This is a genomic window from Nonomuraea guangzhouensis, from assembly GCF_019396345.1.
GTDB classification, from domain to species: domain Bacteria; phylum Actinomycetota; class Actinomycetes; order Streptosporangiales; family Streptosporangiaceae; genus Nonomuraea; species Nonomuraea guangzhouensis.
Genome location: NZ_JAHKRM010000024.1, coordinates 199,120 through 219,787 on the forward strand (window position 1 = coordinate 199,120; position 20,668 = coordinate 219,787).

The 20,668-nt window shown below is 67.8% G+C and carries 18 protein-coding genes; 14 read left to right on the top strand and 4 right to left on the bottom strand.

The features are described from left to right. Nucleotides 1–237: 237 nt before the first annotated feature. Nucleotides 238–624: a DUF5318 family protein gene (locus KME78_RS41935; RefSeq protein ID WP_219535078.1), complete on the bottom strand. Its 387-nt coding sequence runs from the start codon at nt 622–624 to the stop codon at nt 238–240. 133 nt (nt 625–757) lie between these two features. Here KME78_RS41935 and KME78_RS41940 point away from each other — a divergent pair, with 133 nt between their 5' ends. Continuing rightward, entirely contained in the window at nt 758–1,339 is a 582-nt protein-coding gene (locus KME78_RS41940; protein WP_219535079.1) for a PadR family transcriptional regulator, read from the top strand. A gap of 13 nt (nt 1,340–1,352) precedes the next feature. Next, on the top strand, nt 1,353–2,432 hold the full coding sequence (locus KME78_RS41945; RefSeq protein WP_219535080.1) for an inositol-3-phosphate synthase: 1,080 nt from the start codon (nt 1,353–1,355) through the stop codon (nt 2,430–2,432). Between the two features lie 27 nt (nt 2,433–2,459). Here KME78_RS41945 and idi read toward each other — a convergent pair whose 3' ends face one another. After that, nucleotides 2,460–3,065, bottom strand: coding sequence for an isopentenyl-diphosphate Delta-isomerase (gene idi / locus KME78_RS41950; protein WP_219535106.1), 606 nt, complete (start codon nt 3,063–3,065; stop codon nt 2,460–2,462). Between the two features lie 97 nt (nt 3,066–3,162). Between idi and KME78_RS41955 the strand changes: the two genes are divergently transcribed. Beyond that, nucleotides 3,163–4,452, top strand: coding sequence for an MFS transporter (locus tag KME78_RS41955; RefSeq protein ID WP_219535081.1), 1,290 nt, complete (start codon nt 3,163–3,165; stop codon nt 4,450–4,452). A gap of 20 nt (nt 4,453–4,472) precedes the next feature. On the opposite strand, the gene KME78_RS41960 is transcribed toward KME78_RS41955, so the two are convergent. Beyond that, entirely contained in the window at nt 4,473–5,876 is a 1,404-nt protein-coding gene (locus tag KME78_RS41960) for a CCA tRNA nucleotidyltransferase (RefSeq protein WP_219535107.1), read from the bottom strand. A 227-nt stretch (nt 5,877–6,103) separates the two neighbouring features. On the opposite strand from KME78_RS41960, the gene KME78_RS41965 reads away from it, so the two are divergent. The 8 genes from KME78_RS41965 (at nt 6,104) to trxA (ending at nt 14,925) form a co-directional block, all read left to right on the top strand. Continuing rightward, nucleotides 6,104–6,550 carry an aminoacyl-tRNA deacylase gene (locus tag KME78_RS41965; protein ID WP_246653132.1) on the top strand — a complete coding sequence of 149 codons (447 nt, stop codon included), beginning with the start codon at nt 6,104–6,106 and terminating at the stop codon, nt 6,548–6,550. Between the two features lie 47 nt (nt 6,551–6,597). Then, nucleotides 6,598–8,715 carry a DUF6049 family protein gene (locus tag KME78_RS41970; RefSeq protein ID WP_219535083.1) on the top strand — a complete coding sequence of 706 codons (2,118 nt, stop codon included), beginning with the start codon at nt 6,598–6,600 and terminating at the stop codon, nt 8,713–8,715. After that, nucleotides 8,712–10,325: a murein biosynthesis integral membrane protein MurJ gene (gene murJ, locus KME78_RS41975; RefSeq protein WP_219535084.1), complete on the top strand. Its 1,614-nt coding sequence runs from the start codon at nt 8,712–8,714 to the stop codon at nt 10,323–10,325. The genes KME78_RS41970 and murJ overlap by 4 nt, the downstream gene beginning before the upstream one ends. Nucleotides 10,326–10,490: 165 nt before the next feature. Beyond that, a complete protein-coding gene (locus tag KME78_RS41980) occupies nt 10,491–11,996 on the top strand; it encodes a protein kinase family protein (protein ID WP_219535085.1) in 1,506 nt (501 codons plus the stop codon). Nucleotides 11,997–12,012: 16 nt separating this feature from the next. After that, nucleotides 12,013–12,648 carry an RNA polymerase sigma factor SigM gene (gene sigM, locus KME78_RS41985; RefSeq protein WP_219535086.1) on the top strand — a complete coding sequence of 212 codons (636 nt, stop codon included), beginning with the start codon at nt 12,013–12,015 and terminating at the stop codon, nt 12,646–12,648. Further along, nucleotides 12,638–13,513, top strand: a complete 876-nt coding sequence (locus tag KME78_RS41990; protein WP_219535087.1) for an anti-sigma factor family protein — start codon at nt 12,638–12,640, stop codon at nt 13,511–13,513. Before sigM ends, KME78_RS41990 begins: the two co-directional genes overlap by 11 nt. 154 nt (nt 13,514–13,667) lie before the next feature. Beyond that, the gene (trxB, locus tag KME78_RS41995; protein ID WP_219535108.1) at nt 13,668–14,600 is read left to right on the top strand and encodes a thioredoxin-disulfide reductase; all 933 of its coding nucleotides are present in this window, start codon (nt 13,668–13,670) and stop codon (nt 14,598–14,600) included. 10 nt (nt 14,601–14,610) lie between these two features. After that, on the top strand, nt 14,611–14,925 hold the full coding sequence (gene trxA / locus KME78_RS42000; RefSeq protein WP_214635245.1) for a thioredoxin: 315 nt from the start codon (nt 14,611–14,613) through the stop codon (nt 14,923–14,925). A gap of 78 nt (nt 14,926–15,003) precedes the next feature. On the opposite strand, the gene KME78_RS42005 is transcribed toward trxA, so the two are convergent. After that, nucleotides 15,004–15,621 carry a GNAT family N-acetyltransferase gene (locus KME78_RS42005; protein WP_219535088.1) on the bottom strand — a complete coding sequence of 206 codons (618 nt, stop codon included), beginning with the start codon at nt 15,619–15,621 and terminating at the stop codon, nt 15,004–15,006. A gap of 155 nt (nt 15,622–15,776) precedes the next feature. Here KME78_RS42005 and KME78_RS42010 point away from each other — a divergent pair, with 155 nt between their 5' ends. The 3 genes from KME78_RS42010 to KME78_RS42020 all read left to right on the top strand — a co-directional run bounded on the left by KME78_RS42010 (nt 15,777) and on the right by KME78_RS42020 (nt 19,664). After that, on the top strand, nt 15,777–17,123 hold the full coding sequence (locus KME78_RS42010; RefSeq protein WP_219535089.1) for an aminotransferase-like domain-containing protein: 1,347 nt from the start codon (nt 15,777–15,779) through the stop codon (nt 17,121–17,123). A gap of 157 nt (nt 17,124–17,280) precedes the next feature. After that, entirely contained in the window at nt 17,281–18,237 is a 957-nt protein-coding gene (locus KME78_RS42015) for a D-alanine--D-alanine ligase family protein (RefSeq protein ID WP_219535090.1), read from the top strand. 377 nt (nt 18,238–18,614) lie between these two features. After that, nucleotides 18,615–19,664, top strand: a complete 1,050-nt coding sequence (locus KME78_RS42020) for a threonine aldolase family protein (protein ID WP_219535091.1) — start codon at nt 18,615–18,617, stop codon at nt 19,662–19,664. Nucleotides 19,665–20,668: the final 1,004 nt, after the last annotated feature.

The following is a 20,668-nucleotide window of genomic DNA, read 5'->3' on the forward strand; positions in this document are numbered from 1 at the left end:
GGCGGCCATCGCGCCGGTCTGCTCGTACGCGGCTTCCGGACGACGCTGCGGCTGTCCGCCCCAGCCCGCCTCGCCAGTTTGCGGCGAGGTCTCTTGGGGCATAGAACGGGATGAGTTGGAGCGACGGCGCCTTCCCGGCCGGCCCGTCCCCTCATTGCTGCTGTTACTCACACGTCCTCACAACGTCGTCGGATAGCACGGCGGATGGGCGTGGGGTGCCTCGCCGTCCTCGGTCTTCTACGGTCGCCCGACGAGATCCGGCGGTCCGTTGCCGAGGACGAACGACGCCGTCAGGTGGTTCCAGGAACAACCTTGGCAGACCTCGACGACGTACACCCGGAACTCGTCGTAATCATGAGCCATCTCGACGGGTCGCGACGCGATCTTTGCCGCACCGGACTGACTCTTGAGCGAATCCCCGTAGATATAAGTCTCGTTGGTGACGTTCTCCCTCTCGCACCCCGGGCAGAGGTGTTCGGTCGGTTCGCCGAGGTGGCGGGCCGCACGAAGGAGGTGTGGCTGTGCGTCACAGACCGCTCCGGGAGGCGTCCGCCCGGAGCGCTGGGGTTCGACCACGGCTCGCTTCACACGGCCGTAATCCACCACCCTTCGCTGTGACCACATGAGCGCCAGACTACGGCGTTTTACTGAATCATCCCAACGGCTTGGCAAAGTCGTTAATTGCGGCGATATAGCGGCGCGACGTATCATCGGGATGTATCGGCTCGATACATCGACGTGAGAGGGGGCGGTTCCAGTGGCCAGCGGACAAGGCAGAGTGCTGGAGCTGGCCGTGCTCGGGTCGCTGCACGAGACGCCGCTCCACGGCTATGAGCTGCGCAAACGGCTCAACGCCTTGCTCGGCATGTTCCGCGCGTTCTCCTACGGGTCGCTCTACCCCTGCCTGCGATCACTGTTGGAACAGGGCTTCATCGTGGAGGAGCAGCCGGCGCCCACCACGATCGTCGGAGGCCGTTCGAAGATCGTCTACAAGCTGACCGCGGAGGGCAAGGAACGGCTCCAGGACCTGCTGACACAGGCGGGGCCGTCCGCGTGGGAGGACGAGAGCTTCGGCGTCCACTTCGCGTTCTTCCGGCACACGGAGGCGGAGGTGAGGCTGCGGATCCTCGAAGGCCGCCGCAGCCGCCTGGAGGAACGGCTCGACAGCGTGCGCACCGCCCTGGCTCGCACCAGGGAGCGCCTCGACAGCTACACGCTCGAACTGCAACGTCACGGTCTCGAATCGGTCGAGCGCGAAGTGCGCTGGCTGAACGAGCTGATCGCGACGGAAAGACGGGGCTCCGCTGAGGAGAACCCTGAGAGATCAACTGATGAGTAAGGGAGCGAGTGCGATGGGTTCGGTTCGCGTAGCCATTGTCGGTGTTGGCAACTGCGCGTCGTCGCTGGTTCAGGGCGTTCACTATTACAAGGACGCTGACCCGGACATGCGGGTGCCGGGCCTGATGCACGTGAAGTTCGGCGACTACCACGTGGGCGACGTCGAGTTCGTCGCCGCGTTCGACGTCGACGCCAAGAAGGTCGGCCGCGACCTGTCCGAGGCGATCGGGGCCAGCGAGAACAACACGATCAAGATCATGGACGTGCCGCCCACGGGGGTCATCGTCCAGCGTGGCCATACCTTCGACGGCCTTGGTGACTACTACCGCGAGATCATCGAGGAGTCCGACGAGGCGCCGGTCGACGTCGTCCAGGTGCTCCGCGAGAGCCAGGTGGACGTCCTGGTGTCCTACCTGCCGGTGGGCTCCGAGGCGGCCGACCGCTTCTACGCCCAGTGCGCGCTCGACGCCAAGGTGGCCTTCGTCAACGCGCTGCCGGTGTTCATCGCCTCCGACCCGGAATGGGCGGAGAAGTTCACCGAGGCCGGTGTGCCGATCGTCGGCGACGACATCAAGTCGCAGGTCGGCGCCACCATCACGCACCGCGTGCTGGCCAAGCTGTTCGAGGACCGCGGGGTCGAGCTGCTGCGCACGTACCAGCTCAACTTCGGCGGCAACATGGACTTCATGAACATGCTGGAGCGTAAGCGCCTCCAGTCGAAGAAGATCTCCAAGACGCAGTCGGTCACGTCGCAGATCCCGCACGAGATGGCCAGGGCCGACGTGCACATCGGCCCGTCGGACCACGTGCCGTGGCTCGACGACCGGAAGTTCGCCTACGTGCGGCTGGAAGGCCGGTCGTTCGGCGACACGCCGCTCAGCCTGGAGTACAAGCTGGAGGTGTGGGACTCGCCCAACTCGGCGGGCATCATCATCGACGCCGTGCGGGCCGCCAAGATCGCGCTCGACCGTGGGATCGGGGGGCCGATCCTGAGCGCGTCTTCATACTTCATGAAGTCGCCGCCGGTCCAGTACTCCGACGACGAGGCACGCGACTACGTCGAGAAGTTCATCCGCGGCGAGGTGGACAGATAGGTCTCCGGTGCGGCGCCGTGCGGCGCCTCACTGTCCGTTGGCCGGTTGAGCGGCGCTTCGCAAGGCGGCCGGGGGCAGGTCTTTCAGTGGGGCCGGGCGCCAGTCCAGTGGATTGGTGCCCAGCTCGTTCAGCAGGGGCACCTGTTCGCGGCACCACGGGCTGATCGCCAGCAGGGTGCTCAGGACGCCGTCCGCGAACTCCTTCCAGGGCATCCATCGGACTTCGTCCACCTCATCCGGGTTGGGGGTGGCCGAGGTGTCCACCATCACGCGGTAAACGGGGCAGAGTTCGTGCTCGACGATGCCGTTGGGCATGACCGCGCGGTAGGTGAACGTCGGCAGCATGAGGTCCGCCCGGTCGACCGTCAGGCCGAGCTCGTAGGAGAGCCGGCGGATGACCGCGTGGTCCAGGGGCTCACCGGGCAGCGGGTGGCCGCAGCAGCTGTTGGTCCACACGCCCGGCCAGGTGAGCTTGTGCGTGGCGCGCCGGGTGAGCAGCACGCGACTGTCCTGGTCGAACACGTAGCTGGAGAACGCCAGGTGGAGCGGGGTTTCCTGGCCGTGCACCGAGGTCTTGGGTGCGGTGCCGATCGCGTTGCCCGCGCTGTCGACCAACACCACCTGTTCTTCCATCGTCACGCTACGAAGCGTACGTGATCATGATGGCCACTGGATACGAATGAATGCCTGCTGTACCAACCTGTGAATCGGGCGGAAGTAGGCTGACTGCGTGTCATTCGTCGCCGATCTTCGTGTGGTCCTGAAGGGCCGGGACTTCCGACGGCTGTTCGGTACGCGGCTGGTGTCCCAGTTCTCCGACGGGATCTTCCAGTTCGGCGTGGCCGGATTCGCCTTCTTCAGCCCGGAGTCGCAGACCACGGCTCTGCAGGTCGCCGCCGGGCTTGCCGTGCTGCTGCTGCCGTACAGCATCCTGGGGCCGTTCGTCGGCGTCTTCATCGACCGGTGGTCGCGGCGGCAGATCCTCGTCGTCGCGCCGCTCGTGCGCGGCGCGTTGCTGCTCGTGGCGGCGGCGCTGGTCGCCGTCGGCGTGCCCGACCCGGTCTTCTACGGGGCCGCGCTCGGCGTGCTCGCGGTCAACCGGTTCTTCCTGGCCGCGCTCGGCGCGTCGCTGCCGCACGTGGTGCCGCAGGAGCGGCTGATGGCCGCCAACGCGGTCACGCCCACCTCGGGTACGGTCATGACGTTCGTCGGCGCCGGGGTGGGATTCCTGCTGCGCGAGGCCTTCGGCAGCGGCGACCTCGGCGTGGCGCTGCTCCTGGTCGTCTCGGGCACGGTCTTCGGGCTCAGCGCGCTGATCGCCCGCACCATGGAGCGCTCGCTGCTCGGCCCCTCCTTCGACCCTGACCGTCCGCAGGCCCGCGAGGCCGTGCGCAACGTGCTCGTCGGCCTCGTCGACGGCGCCAGGCACCTGGTGAGCCATCGCAGGGCCGCCGCGACGATGGGCGCGATGGCCACACACCGGTTCATGTACGGCATGGCGACCGCGCTCGGCATCATCCTCTATCGCTACTACTTCTCCGGCGGCGACTCCGAGGTGGCGCTGCGCGGGATCAGCCTGGTCGTGGCCACCTCGGGTGTCGGCTACTTCCTCGCGGTGATCATCACGCCGTACGCCACCGAGCGGTTCACGATCGAGCGGTGGGTGTCGATCGCGCTGGCCGCGGCCGGCGTGCTCACGGCGGTGCTGGTCGCGCCGTTCCAGCCGTGGAGCCTGCCGGTCGCCGGGTTCGTGCTCGGCGTCGCCGGGCAGAGCGTCAAGATCTGCGCCGACGTCACGGTCCAGCGTGACGTGGAGGACGCCTATCTGGGACGCGCCTTCTCGATCTACGACATGCTCTTCAACGGCATGTACGTGCTGGCCGCGGCCCTGTCGGCGGGGATCCTGCCCAGCGACGGCAAGTCGTACGCGGCTGTGGTGATCATCTCGGCCGGTTACCTGGTAGGCGCCCTGATCTACCGGATGATCACCCCGACGCCGCGCGCCGCGGCCTCCCGCTGATCAGGCGGCCCGCGGCCTGATCAAGCGGGCGCCGCGCCGGTCTCCCGCGCCCACTCCAGCAGCGCCTCGGTGGCGGTCTCCTTGCCGACCATGCCCTTGTCCAGCCGGAGCTCCAGCAGGAACTTGTACGCCTGCCCGACGACCGGGCCGGGACCGACGCCGAGGATGCGCTGGATCTCGTTGCCGTCGAGCTCCGGGCGGATCTTGGCCAGCTCCTCCTCGTCGGCGAGCCGGGCGATGCGCTCCTCCAACTGGTCGTACGTACGCGACAGCGCGGTCGCCTTGCGCTTGTTGCGGGTCGTGCAGTCGGCCCTGGTCAGCATGTGCAGCCGGTCGAGCAGGGGACCGGCGTCGCGCACGTAGCGGCGCACCGCGCTGTCGGTCCACTCCCCCGTGCCGTAACCGTGGAAGCGCAGGTGCAGCTCCACCAGCCGCGACACGTCGGCCACCACGTCCTTGGGGAACTTGAGCTCGGCCATGCGCTTCTTGGTCATCTGCGCCCCCACCACCTCGTGGTGATGGAAGGAGACCCGGCCGGCCGCCTCGTGCCGCCGCGTCTTGGGCTTGCCGATGTCGTGCAGGAGCGCGGCCCAGCGCAGGATCCGGTCGGGCTTGCCGTCGTCCTCCTGGGCGATGGCCTGGTCGAGGACGGTCAGCGTGTGCTCGTAGACGTCCTTGTGCCGGTGGTGCTCGTCGATCTCCAGACGGAGCTTGGGCAGCTCGGGCAGCACGTGCGCGGCCAGCCCGGTCTCGACCAGCAGGCGCAGGCCCTCGCGCGGGTAGGTGCCGCAGATCAGCTTGTCGAGCTCGTCGCGGATGCGTTCGGCCGAGACGATCTCGATGCGCTCGGCCATGTCGGTCATCGCCTCGATCGCCTTGGCGTCGACCGTGAACCCGAGCTGCGAGGCGAACCTGGCCGCGCGCAGCATGCGCAGCGGGTCATCGTCGAAGGACTGCTCCGGCGTGCCCGGCGTGCGCAGCAGCTTGGCCGCCAGGTCGGTCAGGCCGCCGTAGGGGTCGACGAACTCGTGCCCCGGCAGCCGCACGGCCATCGCGTTGACCGCGAAGTCGCGCCGCTCCAGGTCGGCCTCCAGCGTCTCGCCGTACATGACGTCGGGCTTGCGGGACTTGGGGTCGTACGACTCGCTGCGGTAGGTGGTGATCTCCAGCAGCGAGCCGCCCTTGCGCACGCCGACCGTGCCGAAGTCGATGCCGATCGTCCAGACCGAGTCGGCCCAGTCCCTGACCAGCTCGAGCACCCGTTCGGGGCGGGCGTCGGTGGTCAGGTCGAGATCGTTGCCCACGCGGCCGAGCAGGAGGTCGCGCACCGGGCCGCCGACGAGGGCCAGCTCGTGTCCCTTCGCGGCGAACAACCGGCCGAGCTCGTCGGCCACCGGAGCGATCTTGCGGAACAGGTCGGTCATGGCCCGCTGCTGGCTTTCGGTCAGATTTGAGTCGGACAAGCTGGGTAGGTCCTTTAATTCCGGAACATATCCCCCGAGCCACATCCAGTCGGGGTTACCGTCGGTCAGGGGACCGTCGGGGGCCATGGAACCAGGCCAGGAGGTCTTCTATGAAGGACGCCCTCGCGATCCACCGCTGGCTCCTCGCACACCAGGTCCATCATGAGATCGTACGCCTTCCGCGCCCCATGACTTGCGTGGACGAGTTGCCTTATGCGGTCTCCGCCGCGCCCGAGCGGTGCGTGGCGGTCACGGTGTTCGAGGTCGCCACGAGAATCGGCCGCGAGGTCGTCGTCGCCGTCGTCTCCGCCGTCTCCGATCCGCCGCAGCCCGGGGCCGTGGGCGGCGCGCTCGGTGTACGGAAAGTGCGCCTCGCCCCGGCTTTCCTGGTCAACTCCGCCACCGACTACGCGGCCGGGCTCGTCAGCCCGTTCCTGCTGCCCGATGACCTGGCCATGGTAGTGGACGACCGGCTCCGCGCCGATGCCGATGCGATCTTCACGGCCACTGGCGAGCGCCACACGGCCCTCACCATGCGCGCCCTTGACCTGCTGACACTCCTGCGTGGCAAGACGGTGAACCTGCGTGTCCCACGACCCAGAGGAAGCCGCCAGGCGGTCGCGCTGCGGCACTGAACCCGTACCATTGCGGGCGTGCGTCGTACTCCAGCTCGGGCGGACGCGTGATCCGTAAGGCCACGCTCCTCGCCGTTCTCTCCGTCGCGTTGCTCGCGCCCACGGTCGCGACGACGCCGAGTACGGCTGCCGTGAAGACGCCGGGCACAACCGCCGCGAAGGCGAGCAGGCAGACGATGGCGATCTCGATCACGTCCATCACGCCGGACGCGCCGACGAGCCTGACCACGCCGATCAAGATCACCGGCACGGTCCGCAACGACATGGGCGAAGCGATGACCAACCTGCGGGTTCAGCTGCGTTATTCGGCGCAGAAGTTCCCCGACCGGGCCACCATGTCCGCCTACCAGTCCGACCAGAACCCGGCGACCCTGCCGCCGATCGTCTCTCAGCGCGTGTCCTTCATGGACATCCCGGCGTTGGACGCGGGAGCCTCCAAGGCCTTCGAGATCCTGGCGACGCCCGTGCAGCTCGGGCTTACGTCGTTCGGCGTCTATCCCATAGCCGTCGACGTGGCCCGGTTCAATGTGCCGATCTCCTCGCAGCGCACCTACCTGACGTACGCGCCGACGACACCGCAGAAACTGCCGCGCAACCGGCTGGCCATCGCCCTGCCCATCATCGACCAGGCGCATCGGGCCGAGAACGACAACTTCGTCGACGACAAGCTGGGCGCGGAGCTGACCGGTAAAGGCCGACTCGCCCAGCTGGCGGGCATCGCCTCGACCGCGCACAAGAGCGTCACCTGGTTCTTCGACCCCGCGCTCCTCGACGACGTGCAGGCCCTGTCCAAGCCGCACCGGCTCAAGGGCAAGAACCAGGCCGCCGATCCCAACGCCACGAAGTGGCTCGACTCGCTGCGCACCGCGCTGGCCGACTCCCCGGTCGTGGCCACGCCGTACGGCGATCCCGACGTCGCCGCGCTTGCCCACCAGGGCCTGGACGGCCAGACCGGCAAGGCGATCGAGATGGGCGGCCAGGTCGCCAGGGAGTTGCTCAAGCGCGACGTGCCGCTGACCACGAACTGGCCGGTCGGGGGCGTGCTCGATCCCGACGCGCTCGACCTGCTCTCCGTCGCCAAGGTCGACCGGGTGCTGCTCAACTCCACGAACCTGCCGCCGCAGCCGCCGGTCACGTTCACGCCCGACGCCGCCGGCACGCTCGACAGCGTCCAGGGGCCGGTCACCGCGCTGGTCGCCGACGCAGAGCTGACCCGCACGTTCGAGCCTGATTCCACCGCGCCGAGCTCGGTCGTGCTGAACAAGCAGCACTTCATCGCCGAGACCGCGATGATCGCCGCCGAGCCCGGTCAGACGAAGCCCAGGTCGCTGGTCATCGCGCCCTCGCGGCGCTGGGACCCGAGCCCGGCGCTGGTCAACACCCTGCTCAAGACCGCGAACCGGCTGCCGTGGCTGGAGTTGACCCCGCTCAGCTCGATCAAGCCGAGCAAGACGTCCACGCCCAGGGCCGCGCTCACCTACTCCGACCAGGACCGCAAGGACGAGCTCAGCGCCAAATACCTCGGCCCGATCAAGGACGTCGCCGCGCAGGCGCAGCTCACCGCCCTGATCGCCGCGGAGCCCAAGCAGCACTCCGACTTCGACGCCGCGGTGCTCAGGCTGACCTCCGCCTCCTGGCGCAACAGCACGCGCGCGGGCCGCTCGGCCACCAAGCTGGTCGACGAGGCCATCCAGACCCAGATGGACAAGATCTCCATCACCGGCGCCGACCCCGATCGGCCGCGCACGCTGGCCGGGAGCAACGGCCAGGTGCCCATCAGCGTGAAGAACGCGACCGGTGACACGATCGCCCTCTACATCGACGTGAAGAGCAACAACCCCGGGCTCCTCCAGATCGACGACACGCCGGCGAAGAAGCTGCTGACGATCCCCGATGACAACAACGGCGGCGTCCAGGTGCCGATGAACGCGACGACCAGCGGTGACGCCACGGTGAGCGTCCAGCTCATGACCAGGAACGGCCTGAAGTACGGCAAGCCCGTCAAGCTGACGATCCGCACCACCGGCTACACAGGGATCGCCCTGGTGATCGTCGGGGCGGCGCTGGCGGTTATGCTCGCCGCCGTCGTCACACGGCTGCTACGGCGCCGATCACAGCGACGCCTCGCAAAGGCCGCCAAGAGCCGGGAAAGTGAGACCGTATGAGCCGCATATTGCGGGCCAGCGCCATCATGGCGGCGGGCACGATGGTGTCCAGGGTCACGGGATTCGTGCGGACGATGGTGCTCGCCTCCGCGATCGGCACCTTCGCCATGGGCGACGCCTACAACGCCGCGTACGCCATCCCGTACAGCATTCTCGACCTGCTGCTGCTCGGCGTGCTCAGCAGCGTCGTGGTGCCGATGATCGTCAAGGCGCAGCAGCGCGACTACGACGGCGGCCGGGCGTACGAGCAGCGGCTCATGACGCTGGCCACGGTCGCGCTGATGGTCGTCGCCGTGCTGGCCGTGCTGGCGGCCCCGCTGCTCATCGACCTCTACACCACCGACTGGGAGCCCGGCAGCCGCAAGTTCGAGGTCACGGTGCTGCTGGCCAGGTTCATCCTGCCGCAGCTGGCCTTCTTCGGCGTCGGCGCGGTCGCCGGGGCCATTCTCAACACGCGTGACCGCTACGCGGCCCCCATGTGGGCGCCGGTGGTCAACAACCTCGTGGTCATCTGCGTGCTGGTGCTCTACATCGTGGTGGCCGGCAAGACCGGCGGCGACATCGGCCTGGTCACCAACGGCCAGATCGCGCTGCTCGGCCTGGGCACCACGGCGGGCATCGTGGCGCAGGCCGCCGTGCTGATCGTCGCGCTCAAGCGGATCGGGTTCTCCTTCGTGGCGCGCTTCGACGTGCGCAACGCGCGGCTGGGCGAGATGGGCCGGGCGGGAATCTGGACCATCGGCTACGTGGTGGTCACTCAGCTCGGCTTCATGCTGACCACCAACCTGTCCAGCGCGGCGGGCGACGCGGTGCAAGGTCACGGCATCAGCCCGTACACGCTGGCCTTCCAGCTCTTCCAGCTGCCCTACGGCGTCATCGGCGTCTCGGTGATCACGGCCATGCTGCCCAGGATGAGCCGGGCGGTGGAAGACGGGCGACTCGACGAGGTCCGCTCCGAGTTCGGATCGAGCGTGCGGCTCATCAGCTCGGTGATGGTCCCGGTGTCGCTGCTGCTGATGGTGCTCGGCCCGGCGATCACCGTGCCGCTGTACGCCCATGGCGTCACCTCGGCGGACGCGGCGGTCTACATCGGCAACGTGCTGCAGGTCTACGGCCTGGCGCTGGTGCCGTTCTCGATCTTCCAGTTGCTGCTGCGGGTCTTCTACAGCTTCGGCGACACCCGGACGCCCGTGTACGTCGGCGCGGCGACGACCGCGGTCAACGCGCTGCTGATGGTACTGTTCAACGTCCTGCTGCCGGCTCGCTACGCGGTGATGGGATTGGCCTTCGCCTATGCCGTCGCCTATACGATCGGCGCGGGCGGGGCCTGGATTCTCGCTGCTCGTCGCGTCAGGGGACTGGGTGGCTGGAAGATCGGAATGGCTCTGACCAGGATGTACCTGTCGGCGCTGCCCACCGCGGTGCTGGCGCTGGTCTGCGTCTGGGCGGTTCAGGACGTGTTCGGCGGTCTCACCTTCCTCAACTCGCTGATCGCGCTGGCCGTGGGCGGCGGGCTGGGCATGCTGCTGTACCTGGGCGTCGCCCATCGCATGCGCATCCCGGAGGTCAACTCGATCGTTGGGATGGTTGCCGGGCGGGTAGGCCGGTAAAGAACGCGGGTGGAACCGGCGCGGCACTAGCATGGTGCCGACACGCGCGAATGGAAGCAGGAGGGGCGTGGGCGGATCCACCCGGCATAGCGTGCCTACGTGGTACACCCCCACGCAGGTGAGTCGAGTCATGTGCACCCCCGAGCGGCCGAGCGGAGTGAGTCAGTGAGCACGTCGTCGGTCGAACCCGGCACCCGTCTCGCCGAACGCTTCCGGCTTGAGGACAGGGTGAGCGAGTCCGATGGAGCCACTCTGTGGAAGGCGATCGACGAGATCCTCGCGCGACCCGTCGCGGTCCACACCTTCTCCCCTGACTTTCCCCGTGTCCACGAAGTGGTCACCGCCGCCCGCGCCGCCAGCAGGCTCACCGATCCGCGTCTGACCCAGGTGTTCGACGCGGCCGAGCACGACGACCATTCGTACGTGGTCAGTGAGTGGGTGACCGGCGACAACCTGTCCGACCTGCTCGCGGCTGGCCCGCTGGAGCCGGAGCGAGCCGCCGGCCTGGTCGCCGAGGCCGCCGAGGCGCTGACCCACGCCCACGAGTCCGACCTCTACCACCTGTGCCTGCGCCCCGAGCACCTGGTGTGGACGACCGGCAACACGGTCAAGGTGCTCGGCGTCGCGGTCGACGCGGCGCTGTCCGGCCTCACCACCGACCAGCCCGCCCTCGACGACGCCGAAGGGCTGGGCCGCCTGCTCTATGCGGGGCTGTCCGGCCACTGGCCGGGCGACGAGGAGGAGACCGGCCTGCCGACGGCGCCGATGATCGACGGGCACTTCTGCTCGCCCCGCCAGGTCACGGCCGGAGTGCCCGGATACCTCGACGCGGTCACCATCAGGGCCTGCCTGCCCGAGTCCCGCAAGGGCAACGCCCCGCTGACCAGCCCGTCCGAGATCGCCGACGCGCTCGCCAACGTGGCCCGGCCCATGCCCATCCCGATCGCCTATTCCCCGACGCCGGCGGTGCAGTCGGCCTCGCACTCCGAAGGCATCGAGACCGAGCGGCGCCCGCCGCTGCCCCCGCAGCCCCGACCCATGCCGTCCCGCGCGCAGGGCGGCGGCAGCACGCTCAACCGGGTGCTGATGACCGTCGTGGTGCTGCTCGTCATCGCCGCGGTCGGCGTCGGCGCCTGGACGATCGGCCGCAGCCTGGGCAGTCCGAACACCCCGCAGGCGGAGACCTCCCCGACCGCCTCGGCCTCCGCGTCCGCGCAGCCGATGGTCGTCGTGAAGCCGGAGAAGGCGACAGGCTTCGACCCGCTCGCCGACCGGGACGAGAAGAACGAGATGGCGCCGCTCACCATCGACGGCAAGCCCAGCACGTTCTGGAAGACGGAAAACTACAACAGCGCCGACCTGGGCAATCTCAAGGACGGCGTGGGTCTGCTGCTCGACATGGGCAAGTCCATGCAGATCGGCGACGTGGTGGCTACGCTGGCCGAAGCGTCCGGTGCGAGCGTCGAGCTGAAGGTCGGCGACGCGCCCGAGCTGGGCTCGCTGAAGACCGTCGCCAAGGAGAAAAACGGGGCCGGGAAGATCACCTTGAAGCCTGATCAAGCCGCAAGTGGTCGGTACGTTTTGATCTGGTTTACCCGGCTTCCGGCAGATGCGGGCAAGTTTCATGGCACCATCTATGAAGTAGTGGTGCATTCTCCCGGATCGGCATAACCCAGGAATCCCTCTTGTGAACTCCCCACCCGATACACCTTCATCCGCGGAGCGGCCCGCCGTCACCGACGCCGAGCTGCTGACCGCGCACATCAATGGGGATCCTCACGCCTTCAGCGAGATCGTCAAAAGACACCGTGACCGCATGTGGGCCGTGGCCCTGCGCACGCTGGGCGATCCCGACGAGGCGGCCGACGCCGTGCAGGACGCTTTCGTATCGGCCTACCGGAAGGCGGGCACGTTCCGCGGCGAGGCTGCGGTCACCACGTGGCTGCACCGGATCGTGGTCAACGCCTGCCTTGACCGGATGCGCCGTAAATCTGTCAGACCGGTGGCCGATGACGAGCTCATCGAGGCCGCCGAGCGTGACACGCCGATGCCCGATCAGACGGGTGAGCGTGAGGTTTCGATGGAGGTTTCGGCCGCTCTGAAAATGCTTCCCACAGACCAGCGGGCCGCGCTGGTGCTCGTCGACATGATGGGCTATTCGGTCGAAGACGCAGCTCAGGTGCTCGAAGTGCCCAGCGGGACGGTGAAGAGCCGGTGCGCGCGGGGGCGCGCGAAACTTGCCCCAATTCTTTCGCATCTGCGGAACCGATCGGACCTCAGTCGCGTCTCATCCGCGAAGGGAGCAGAACTTCGTGACGGGTGATACGCACTACGATCTGGAAATCCTGGCCGAGTTGGCCGAGGGTCTCCTAGACGCTGGCACGGCCCGCCAGGTCCGCGAGCATCTCGCGGTATGCGACCCCTGCGGGGAGCTACTGGCTGACCTGGCAGCGGTTCGCGAGGTGCTCGCGGCGACTCCGACTCCGGCCATGCCGATGGGGGTGGCCCTGCGCATCGACAAGGCGCTGGCCGCCGAAGCGGGATCCGGGCGAGGGGGTGTCGGCCTCGCGGAAGCACCCAACTGGGATGAGCTCATGCGAGACTCTCCTTGGGTGCCGGGAAACGACCCTCAGCAGCCGGAGCCGGTGCGCCTCGGAGTGGTCTCCGACGACGGCACCATCGTCCCGGCCGGGCGCAAGGCCGCACGACGACGCCGGTGGGCGATGCCCGCGGTCGCCGCTGCCGCCGCTGCGGCTGTGGTGGGCACCGCGGTTATCTCGACCAACCTGTTCTCGGGTGGCGGCACCGTCGTCGCCGGGCAGCAGGGAGTGACCACTGACGCGCCGGCCCCGACCACGTCGGAACTACGCGCCAAGGCGTACGCGCTGACCGACAGTGGGCACAACTACAGCGACCAGGAGTTGAAGCAGCCACTCGAAAACTTTTTCGGGCCTGCTCCCATAGTGGGTGGCGGCTCCTCTGACGTCGACGCGGTCGACAAGTGCGTCAACCGGGTGGCCAACCGTACGAAGCTCAAGGTCTTCGCGGTCGACCAGGGCCAGTACAACGGGCAGGAGGCCGTCATCATGACCTCCTGGAAGAACAAGTCGGCCAAGACGCTCCGCATCGACATCGTCGACCCGTTCAACTGCAAGAACCTACGCAAGCCCACGGTGGGCAGTTGGTAGCTTGATGAGCCGCTGGTAACTTGATTCCCACGTCAGAGCCCGCTTCGGCGGGCTCTGACGTTATGGGCGTACGTTGAGAGCAACCCCGGGAATCACGGCGGCCCAGGATCTGTTGTGGCGACAGGCAAAAGCAGACGAGGAAGGCGTGAGAGCGTTGAGCGACGTGCGTAACGTGATCATTATTGGATCCGGCCCCGCTGGATACACGGCGGCCGTTTACTCCGCGCGTGCCGAGCTCAAGCCGCTGGTCTTCGAGGGGTCGGTCACGGCGGGCGGTGCGCTGATGAACACCACCGACGTCGAGAACTTCCCCGGGTTCCCCGACGGCATCATGGGCCCCGACCTGATGGACAACCTGCGCAAGCAGGCTGAGCGGTTCGGTGCCGAGCTGGTCGCGGACGACGTACTCGAAGTGGACCTGGCGGCCAATCCCAAGGTGATCAAGACCCACAGCGAGACCTACTACGCCAAGTCGGTCATCCTGGCCATGGGCTCCGGCTACCGCGAGCTCGGCCTGCCCAACGAGAAGCGGCTGTCCGGTCGCGGTGTCTCCTGGTGTGCCACGTGTGACGGCTTCTTCTTCCGCAACAAGGACATCGTGGTCGTCGGCGGCGGCGACACCGCGATGGAAGAGGCCACGTTCCTGACCCGTTTCGGCCGCATGGTCACCGTCGTGCACCGCCGCGGCGAGCTGCGGGCCAGCAAGATCATGCAGGATCGGGCGTTCGCGAACGACAAGATCCGCTTCGTCTGGGACAGCGAGGTCACCGACGTCCTCGGCGCCGACCGGGTCGAGGCCGTCAAGCTGCGCAACCTCAAGACCGGCGAGGAATCCGAGCTGGCCACTGACGCGCTGTTCATAGCGATCGGCCACGACCCGCGCACCGAGCTGGTCAAGGGGCAGATCGACCTCGACGACGACGGCTACGTCAAGGTGTCCGCACCCACCACGGAGACCAACATCGACGGCGTCTTCGCCGCGGGTGACGTGGTCGACCACATCTACCGGCAGGCCATCACCGCGGCCGGCACCGGCTGCTCGGCGTCTCTCGACTCCGAGCGCTGGCTGGCCACGAACGACAATTAAGGAGCGCACCGTGAAGGCAGTAACCGACGCCACTTTTGAGGCCGAGGTCCTCAAGAGCGACAAGCCCGTGCTCGTCGACTTCTGGGCCGAGTGGTGCGGCCCATGCCGTCAGGTATCGCCCATCCTCGAGGAGATCGCCAAGGAGCACGGCGACAAGCTGGAGATCGTCAAGCTCAACATCGACGAGAACCCGGATGTCCCGCGTAACTACGGTGTACTCCAAATCCCCACGCTGAACGTCTACAAGGGTGGAGAGGTCGTGAAGCAGATCATCGGCGCCAAGCCGAAGGCCATGCTGCTGCGCGAGCTCGAGGGCCTCATCTGACGACGCCCGTACCGTTGCAAACGGAAGCCCCCTGGGACTCCCAGGGGGCTTCCGTTTGCTGTCGTGCCTCAGAAGGCGTCAGACGGGGCGAAGGGCTCGTTCCGGACTCATGGAGCCGAGTAGGCGCTCCAAGGCCACCTCGACGTCCTCACGCCACGAGACGGCGGTCTTCAGCTCCAGCCGGAGCCGGGGGAACCGCAGATGCGGGCGTACCGTCTTGAAACCCACGGAAAGCAGGTAGTCAGCCGGCACCACACAGCTCGGCTCCTCCCACTTGAGGTCACCGAACGCCTCGATGGCCTTCACCCCGCGGCGCGTCAGGTCCTTGGCCACGCCCTGGATCAGCATCCGGCCCAGGCCGCCACCCGAGAACTCCGGAATGATGTGCGCGGTCATCAGCAGCACCGCGTCCGCGCTGACCGGCGAGGTGGGGAAGGCCACCGAACGGGGGGTGTAGAGCGGCGGGCTGTAGACGACGAATCCGGCGGGCACCCCGTCGACGTACACGATCTTGCCGCAGCTCCCCCATTCGAGCAGCGTGCCGGAGAGCCATGCCTCTTTCTCCAGCGCTGGATCACCGGAATCGATCGCGCGCTCCCCGCTGACCGGGTCGAGCTCCCAGAAGACGCACCGTCGACAGCGGCGCGGCAGATCGTCCAGATTATCCAGGGTTATGTTGACCAGCCGACGCGACAACTACGGCCCCAATCGTTGACCCGGAAAAGCGCGCGAAAAACGCGTCCCCACCTGGCATCGTAGCCCAGTGACGGTCCCGCTATCGGCTAGCACCACGGTCAGGCCCGGTCACAGCCGACATGTCCGGCTGGCGTAATCTGGTAGCTCAGCGACAAATGACACCAAGGAGGTGGACCGTGACGGAAGAGCTTGATCACGGTCAGACGCCCGCGACCCAAGGGTCGCGCATCGACGCCTATGTCGATCGGTACGCCGCGCGAGCTACCGGGATGGTCGCCTCCGAGATCCGAGCTCTTTTCGCCGTCGCGTCGAGGCCCGAGGTGGTCTCGCTCGCGGGCGGCATGCCGTACGTCACGGCTCTCCCCCTCGACATGGTCGGCGAGCTGGTGTCCGATCTGGTCACCAGGCGCGGAACGGTCGCGCTGCAGTACGGCTCCGGGCAGGGCGATCCGCACCTGCGTGAGCAGATCTGCGACGTGATGCGGCTGGAGGGGATCCAGGCCGGGGCGAACGACGTGGTCGTCACCGTAGGTTCGCAGCAAGCGCTTGATCTGATCACCCGGATCTTCATCGACCCGGGTGACGTGGTGCTGGCCGAAGGCCCGTCGTACGTGGGCGCCCTCGGCACTTTCGCCGCGTACCAGGCCAAAGTCGTTCATATCGCCATGGACGATCAGGGCATCATTCCCGAATCCCTCGCGCAGACCATCTACGCGCTGGAGACCGCGGGTGCCCCGATCAAGTTCCTCTACACGATCCCGACCTTCCAGAACCCGGCCGGCGTCACCCTGAACATGGCGCGGCGGCAGCAGGTGCTCGACATCTGCCAGCGGGCCGGGGTGCTGATCATCGAGGACAATCCGTACGGGCTGCTCGGCTTCGACGGCGAGCCGATGCGGGCGCTGCGGGCCGACAATCCCGACGGCGTGGTCTATCTCGGGTCGTTCTCCAAGACGCTCGCGCCCGGGTTCCGGGTCGGTTGGGCGCTGGCACCGCACGCCATCCGCGACAAGCTCGTGCTGGCCATGGAGTCGGCCGTGCTCTCGCACTCGTCCTTCACCCAGCTGGCCGTGGGCCAGTACCTCGCCACGCAGCCGTGGCGGGAGCAGATCAAAACGTTCAAGGAGCTCTATCGCGAGCGACGCGACGCGCTGCTCGACGCGCTCTCGGCGCTCATGCCCCCCGAGGTCAGCTGGACCCGACCGGCTGGGGGCTTCTTCGTGTGGGCGACTCTGCCGGAGGGCCTGGACTCGAAGGCCATCCTGCCGCGGGCCGTGGCGGAGCGGGTGGCGTTCGTGCCCGGGACCGGGTTCTTCTCCGATGGGAGTGGGGCTCGGCAGATGCGGCTGTCCTACTGCTTCCCCGAGCCGGATCGGATTCGGGAAGGGGTTCGGCGGCTGGCCGGGGTGATCGAGCAGGAGATCCAGCTGCGGGACACGTTCGGGACGGGGTCGACTCGGGGGCACATCGGCGTGGACACGCCCGGGCCTGACTTGGCCTGATCTGTTCTTGGCCGGCGTCCAGAGCGGGCGCCGGCTTGGCGTGTACCGATGTGCCCGGAACCTCCGTTGCTCACACGGTAGAAAGCACCTGCTGTACACCATTCCGCCCCAGCGCCGGTACGGTTGGACAGCGTGTGCGATCAGCGGAGGAGAACTAATGAGCGATCTGGGCCACGTGCTCGTGCTGGCCGGGGGACTCTCCTACGAGCGGGAGGTGTCCCTGCGCTCCGGTCGCCGGGTGAGCGAGGTGCTGCGGGCGGTGGGCATCGACGTGGAGGCCCGCGACACTGACGCGTCCCTCGTGCCGTACATCCTGGCCGATCCTCCGGACGCGGTCTTCGTCACGCTGCACGGCGGCGCGGGCGAGGACGGCGCCATCCGTTCCATCCTCGAACTCCTGAACGTCCCTTACGTCGGCGCCAACCCCGACGCCTGCCGGGTCGCCTTCGACAAGCCCACCGCCAAAGCCGTCGTGCGCTCGGTCGGCCTGCGCACCCCCGCATCGGTCACCCTGCCGAAGGAGACCTTCCACGACCTCGGCGCCACGGCTGTCCTGGGCCGCATCGTGGAGCATCTCGGCCTCCCCCTGTTCGTCAAGCCCGCCCGCGGCGGCTCCGCCCTGGGCGCCTCGATCGTCCGCACCGCCGAAGAGCTCCCCGCCGCGATGGTCGGCTGTTTCGCGTACGGCGACACGGCGCTGATCGAGCGTTACGTGGAGGGCGTCGAAGTGGCGGTCTCCGTGGTCGACCTGGGCAACGGCCCGATCGCCCTGCCTGCCGTCGAAATCGTCCCGGACGAGGGCGTCTACGATTACGCGGCCCGCTACACCGCCGGCCACACCGAGTTCTTCGCGCCCGCCCGCCTGTCCGCCAAGGCAGCGGCCGCCTGCGCGGAAACCGCCGTGACGGCGCACACCGCCCTGGGCCTCCGCGACATCTCCCGCACCGACCTCATCGTCGACGCCTCAGACGAGGCTCACTTCCTGGAGGTCAACGTGGCGCCCGGGATGACGGAGACGTCCCTGCTGCCGATGGCGGCGGAGGCGGCGGGCCAGGACCTTGGCGACCTCTGCCGGATCCTCCTCCAGAACGCGGCCTCTCGCTTCCACGCTTAGCCACATCCGCAGGAGGCCGCTCCTGTTCATACGTTAACGCCGTCCTCGCCCCGCCTTCGCGGGCATTCCCTCGGGAACGGCCGTACCCGGTCCACCCTCACCCGCCTTCTTAACGTCGGCTGGCACCGGGTCGCCCGCTGGCGCGACCAGACGCTCCCTACCTCCCGTCACAACCCCGCTCCCGACTCCGCGCCGCTCCGCCTTCACGCGGCGAGTGGAGACCTTGTCCTGCCCTCAATCCCAGACGGGACCCTGCCTTCCCTTCTCCTCCAGGGTCGAGCTCCTGCTCGGCTTCGCGCCCTTCGTCGCCGTACCCCCGCTCCGAGCGGCCCCGCCCTCCCCCTCCCTTCTCTAACGTCTGAAAGTAGCCTGACCATGTGCTGATCGATTCGACCTACCCCAAGAGCTTCGCCAGCGACAATCACGCAGGCGTCCACCCCACCATCCTCGAAGCCATGACTGCGGCGAACCACGGGGACGCACCCGCCTACGGCGGCGACCGCTGGACATCGACCTTCGAGCACCACATCAAAGAGACCTTCGGCCCCGAGGCGGAAGGCTTCGCCGTCCTGAACGGAGCCGGCGCCAACATGGTCGGCCTCGCCCCCATGCTCGGCCGCTACGACGCCATTGTCTGCGCCGACACCGCCCACATCGCCACCCACGAAACAGGCGCGGCGGAACGACTACTGGGCACGAAGCTCCTGACAACTCCTACAGCCGACGGCAAGCTACGCCCCCAGGACGTCACCGCGCGCCTCAGCACCCTGGGCAGCCACCACGAGCCCCAGCCCCGCGTGGTCTCCATCTCCCAAGTCACCGAACTCGGCACCTGCTACTCCCCCGAAGAAATCGCCGCCCTCGCCGACACGGCACACGCCGCCGGCCTACTCCTCCACATGGACGGCGCCAGACTGGCAAACGCCGCCGCCCACCTGAACACCTCCCTCGGCGCGATCACCACGGAAGTCGGCGTGGACATCTTCAGCTTCGGCGGCACAAAGAACGGCGCCCTGGCGGCTGAAGCGGTAATAGTCCTCTCCCCTTCTCTCGCTCACGCCATCCCCTTCCTCCGCCGCCAGTCCCTCCAACTGGCTTCGAAGATGCGCTTCATCTCCGCCCAACTCTCCGCCCTCCTCACCCACGACCTCTGGCGCCACAACGCATCCCATGCCAACCAAATGGCCACCCGCCTCGCCAACGGCGTCGCCGACCTCCCTGGCATCACCATCGCCTACCCCGTCCAGTCGAACGCCGTCTTCGCCACCCTCCCCAAAGCGGCCACCGCTGCCCTCCTCAACCGCTACCTGTTCCACTACTGGGACGAGGCTGCGGGCACCGTCCGCTGGATGACCGCCTTCGACACCACCCCGGACCACGTCGACGACTTCCTCGACGTCATCCGCAAATCCCTCGTCATCCCCTGATCCCCTCGGCTCGGCCGTTCTCCCGGCGCACCCGCTCCGCTAGGCGCCCGACTCCCGGTTTCACGTGAAACATCGCCGCACACCGCCAGCCAACGCACCCGCAACGCCTCTGTTTCACGTGAAACCAACCACCCACCACCCCGACAAGAGCGCGCCCGCCACCCGCTCACCCGACAGCGCATCCACCAAGCCGCAGCACCACTCCGCCTTTCCGAGCCACATAAAGGCGAACCGCACCACTAATGCGCGCAATGCGAACCACGCCCACCAAAGGCATGGGTGCACCGGGCGACACGTCCTGGAGCCTCGGCACTGCGCACCACAGAGAACGACCGCAAGGTGTGGGGATCCGCTGAATGCGCCGAGAGCCTACAACGCCTTCGCGACACCGAGCCAAGCCCAGCCCCACTAGAGCGCACGCTTCCCACGACATCCTCACCACGCTCTGCCCTTCGCCGGCTTCCACCCTCCGCTTCCCCAACCAGACAGAGCCTGGCGGTAGGCGGCCGCCGGGGAAATGGGCTACGCAGACCGGCCCTCCTCACCGCGGCAGCGACGTGCGAGCAACCGCTCCGCATGACCGCAGTCGCCCCACACCCAACAGGCACCCCAGGCCTCACACCCCAGGCCCCACGCTCCGCACCCCATGCCCCACACCGTGACCCGTATCCCACGCTCACCACCGCACGCCCGCCACCGCACGCCTCACACCCACACTCGCCACCGCACGCCTCACACCATGACCACGCCCTGGCCCGCATCCCGCCCACCCCACGCGCACCCGCGTCTCACGCCGCCAAGCCACGCTCCGCCGCTCTGTCCCCGCTATGTTCGGGACAGTTCGGCTTCAGACCTCGCGCACAGCACACTCGCTCCTGGTCACGTCCACGGACGTGGTGTATGAATCGATCTTCGCGTGATCCTGTTTCTGCAGGTTAAGCGGTAAGTGTCTGTGGGAGTGGGTTCGGGGTCGGTGTGTCGCCGACGATGAGCCGGAGGCGGGC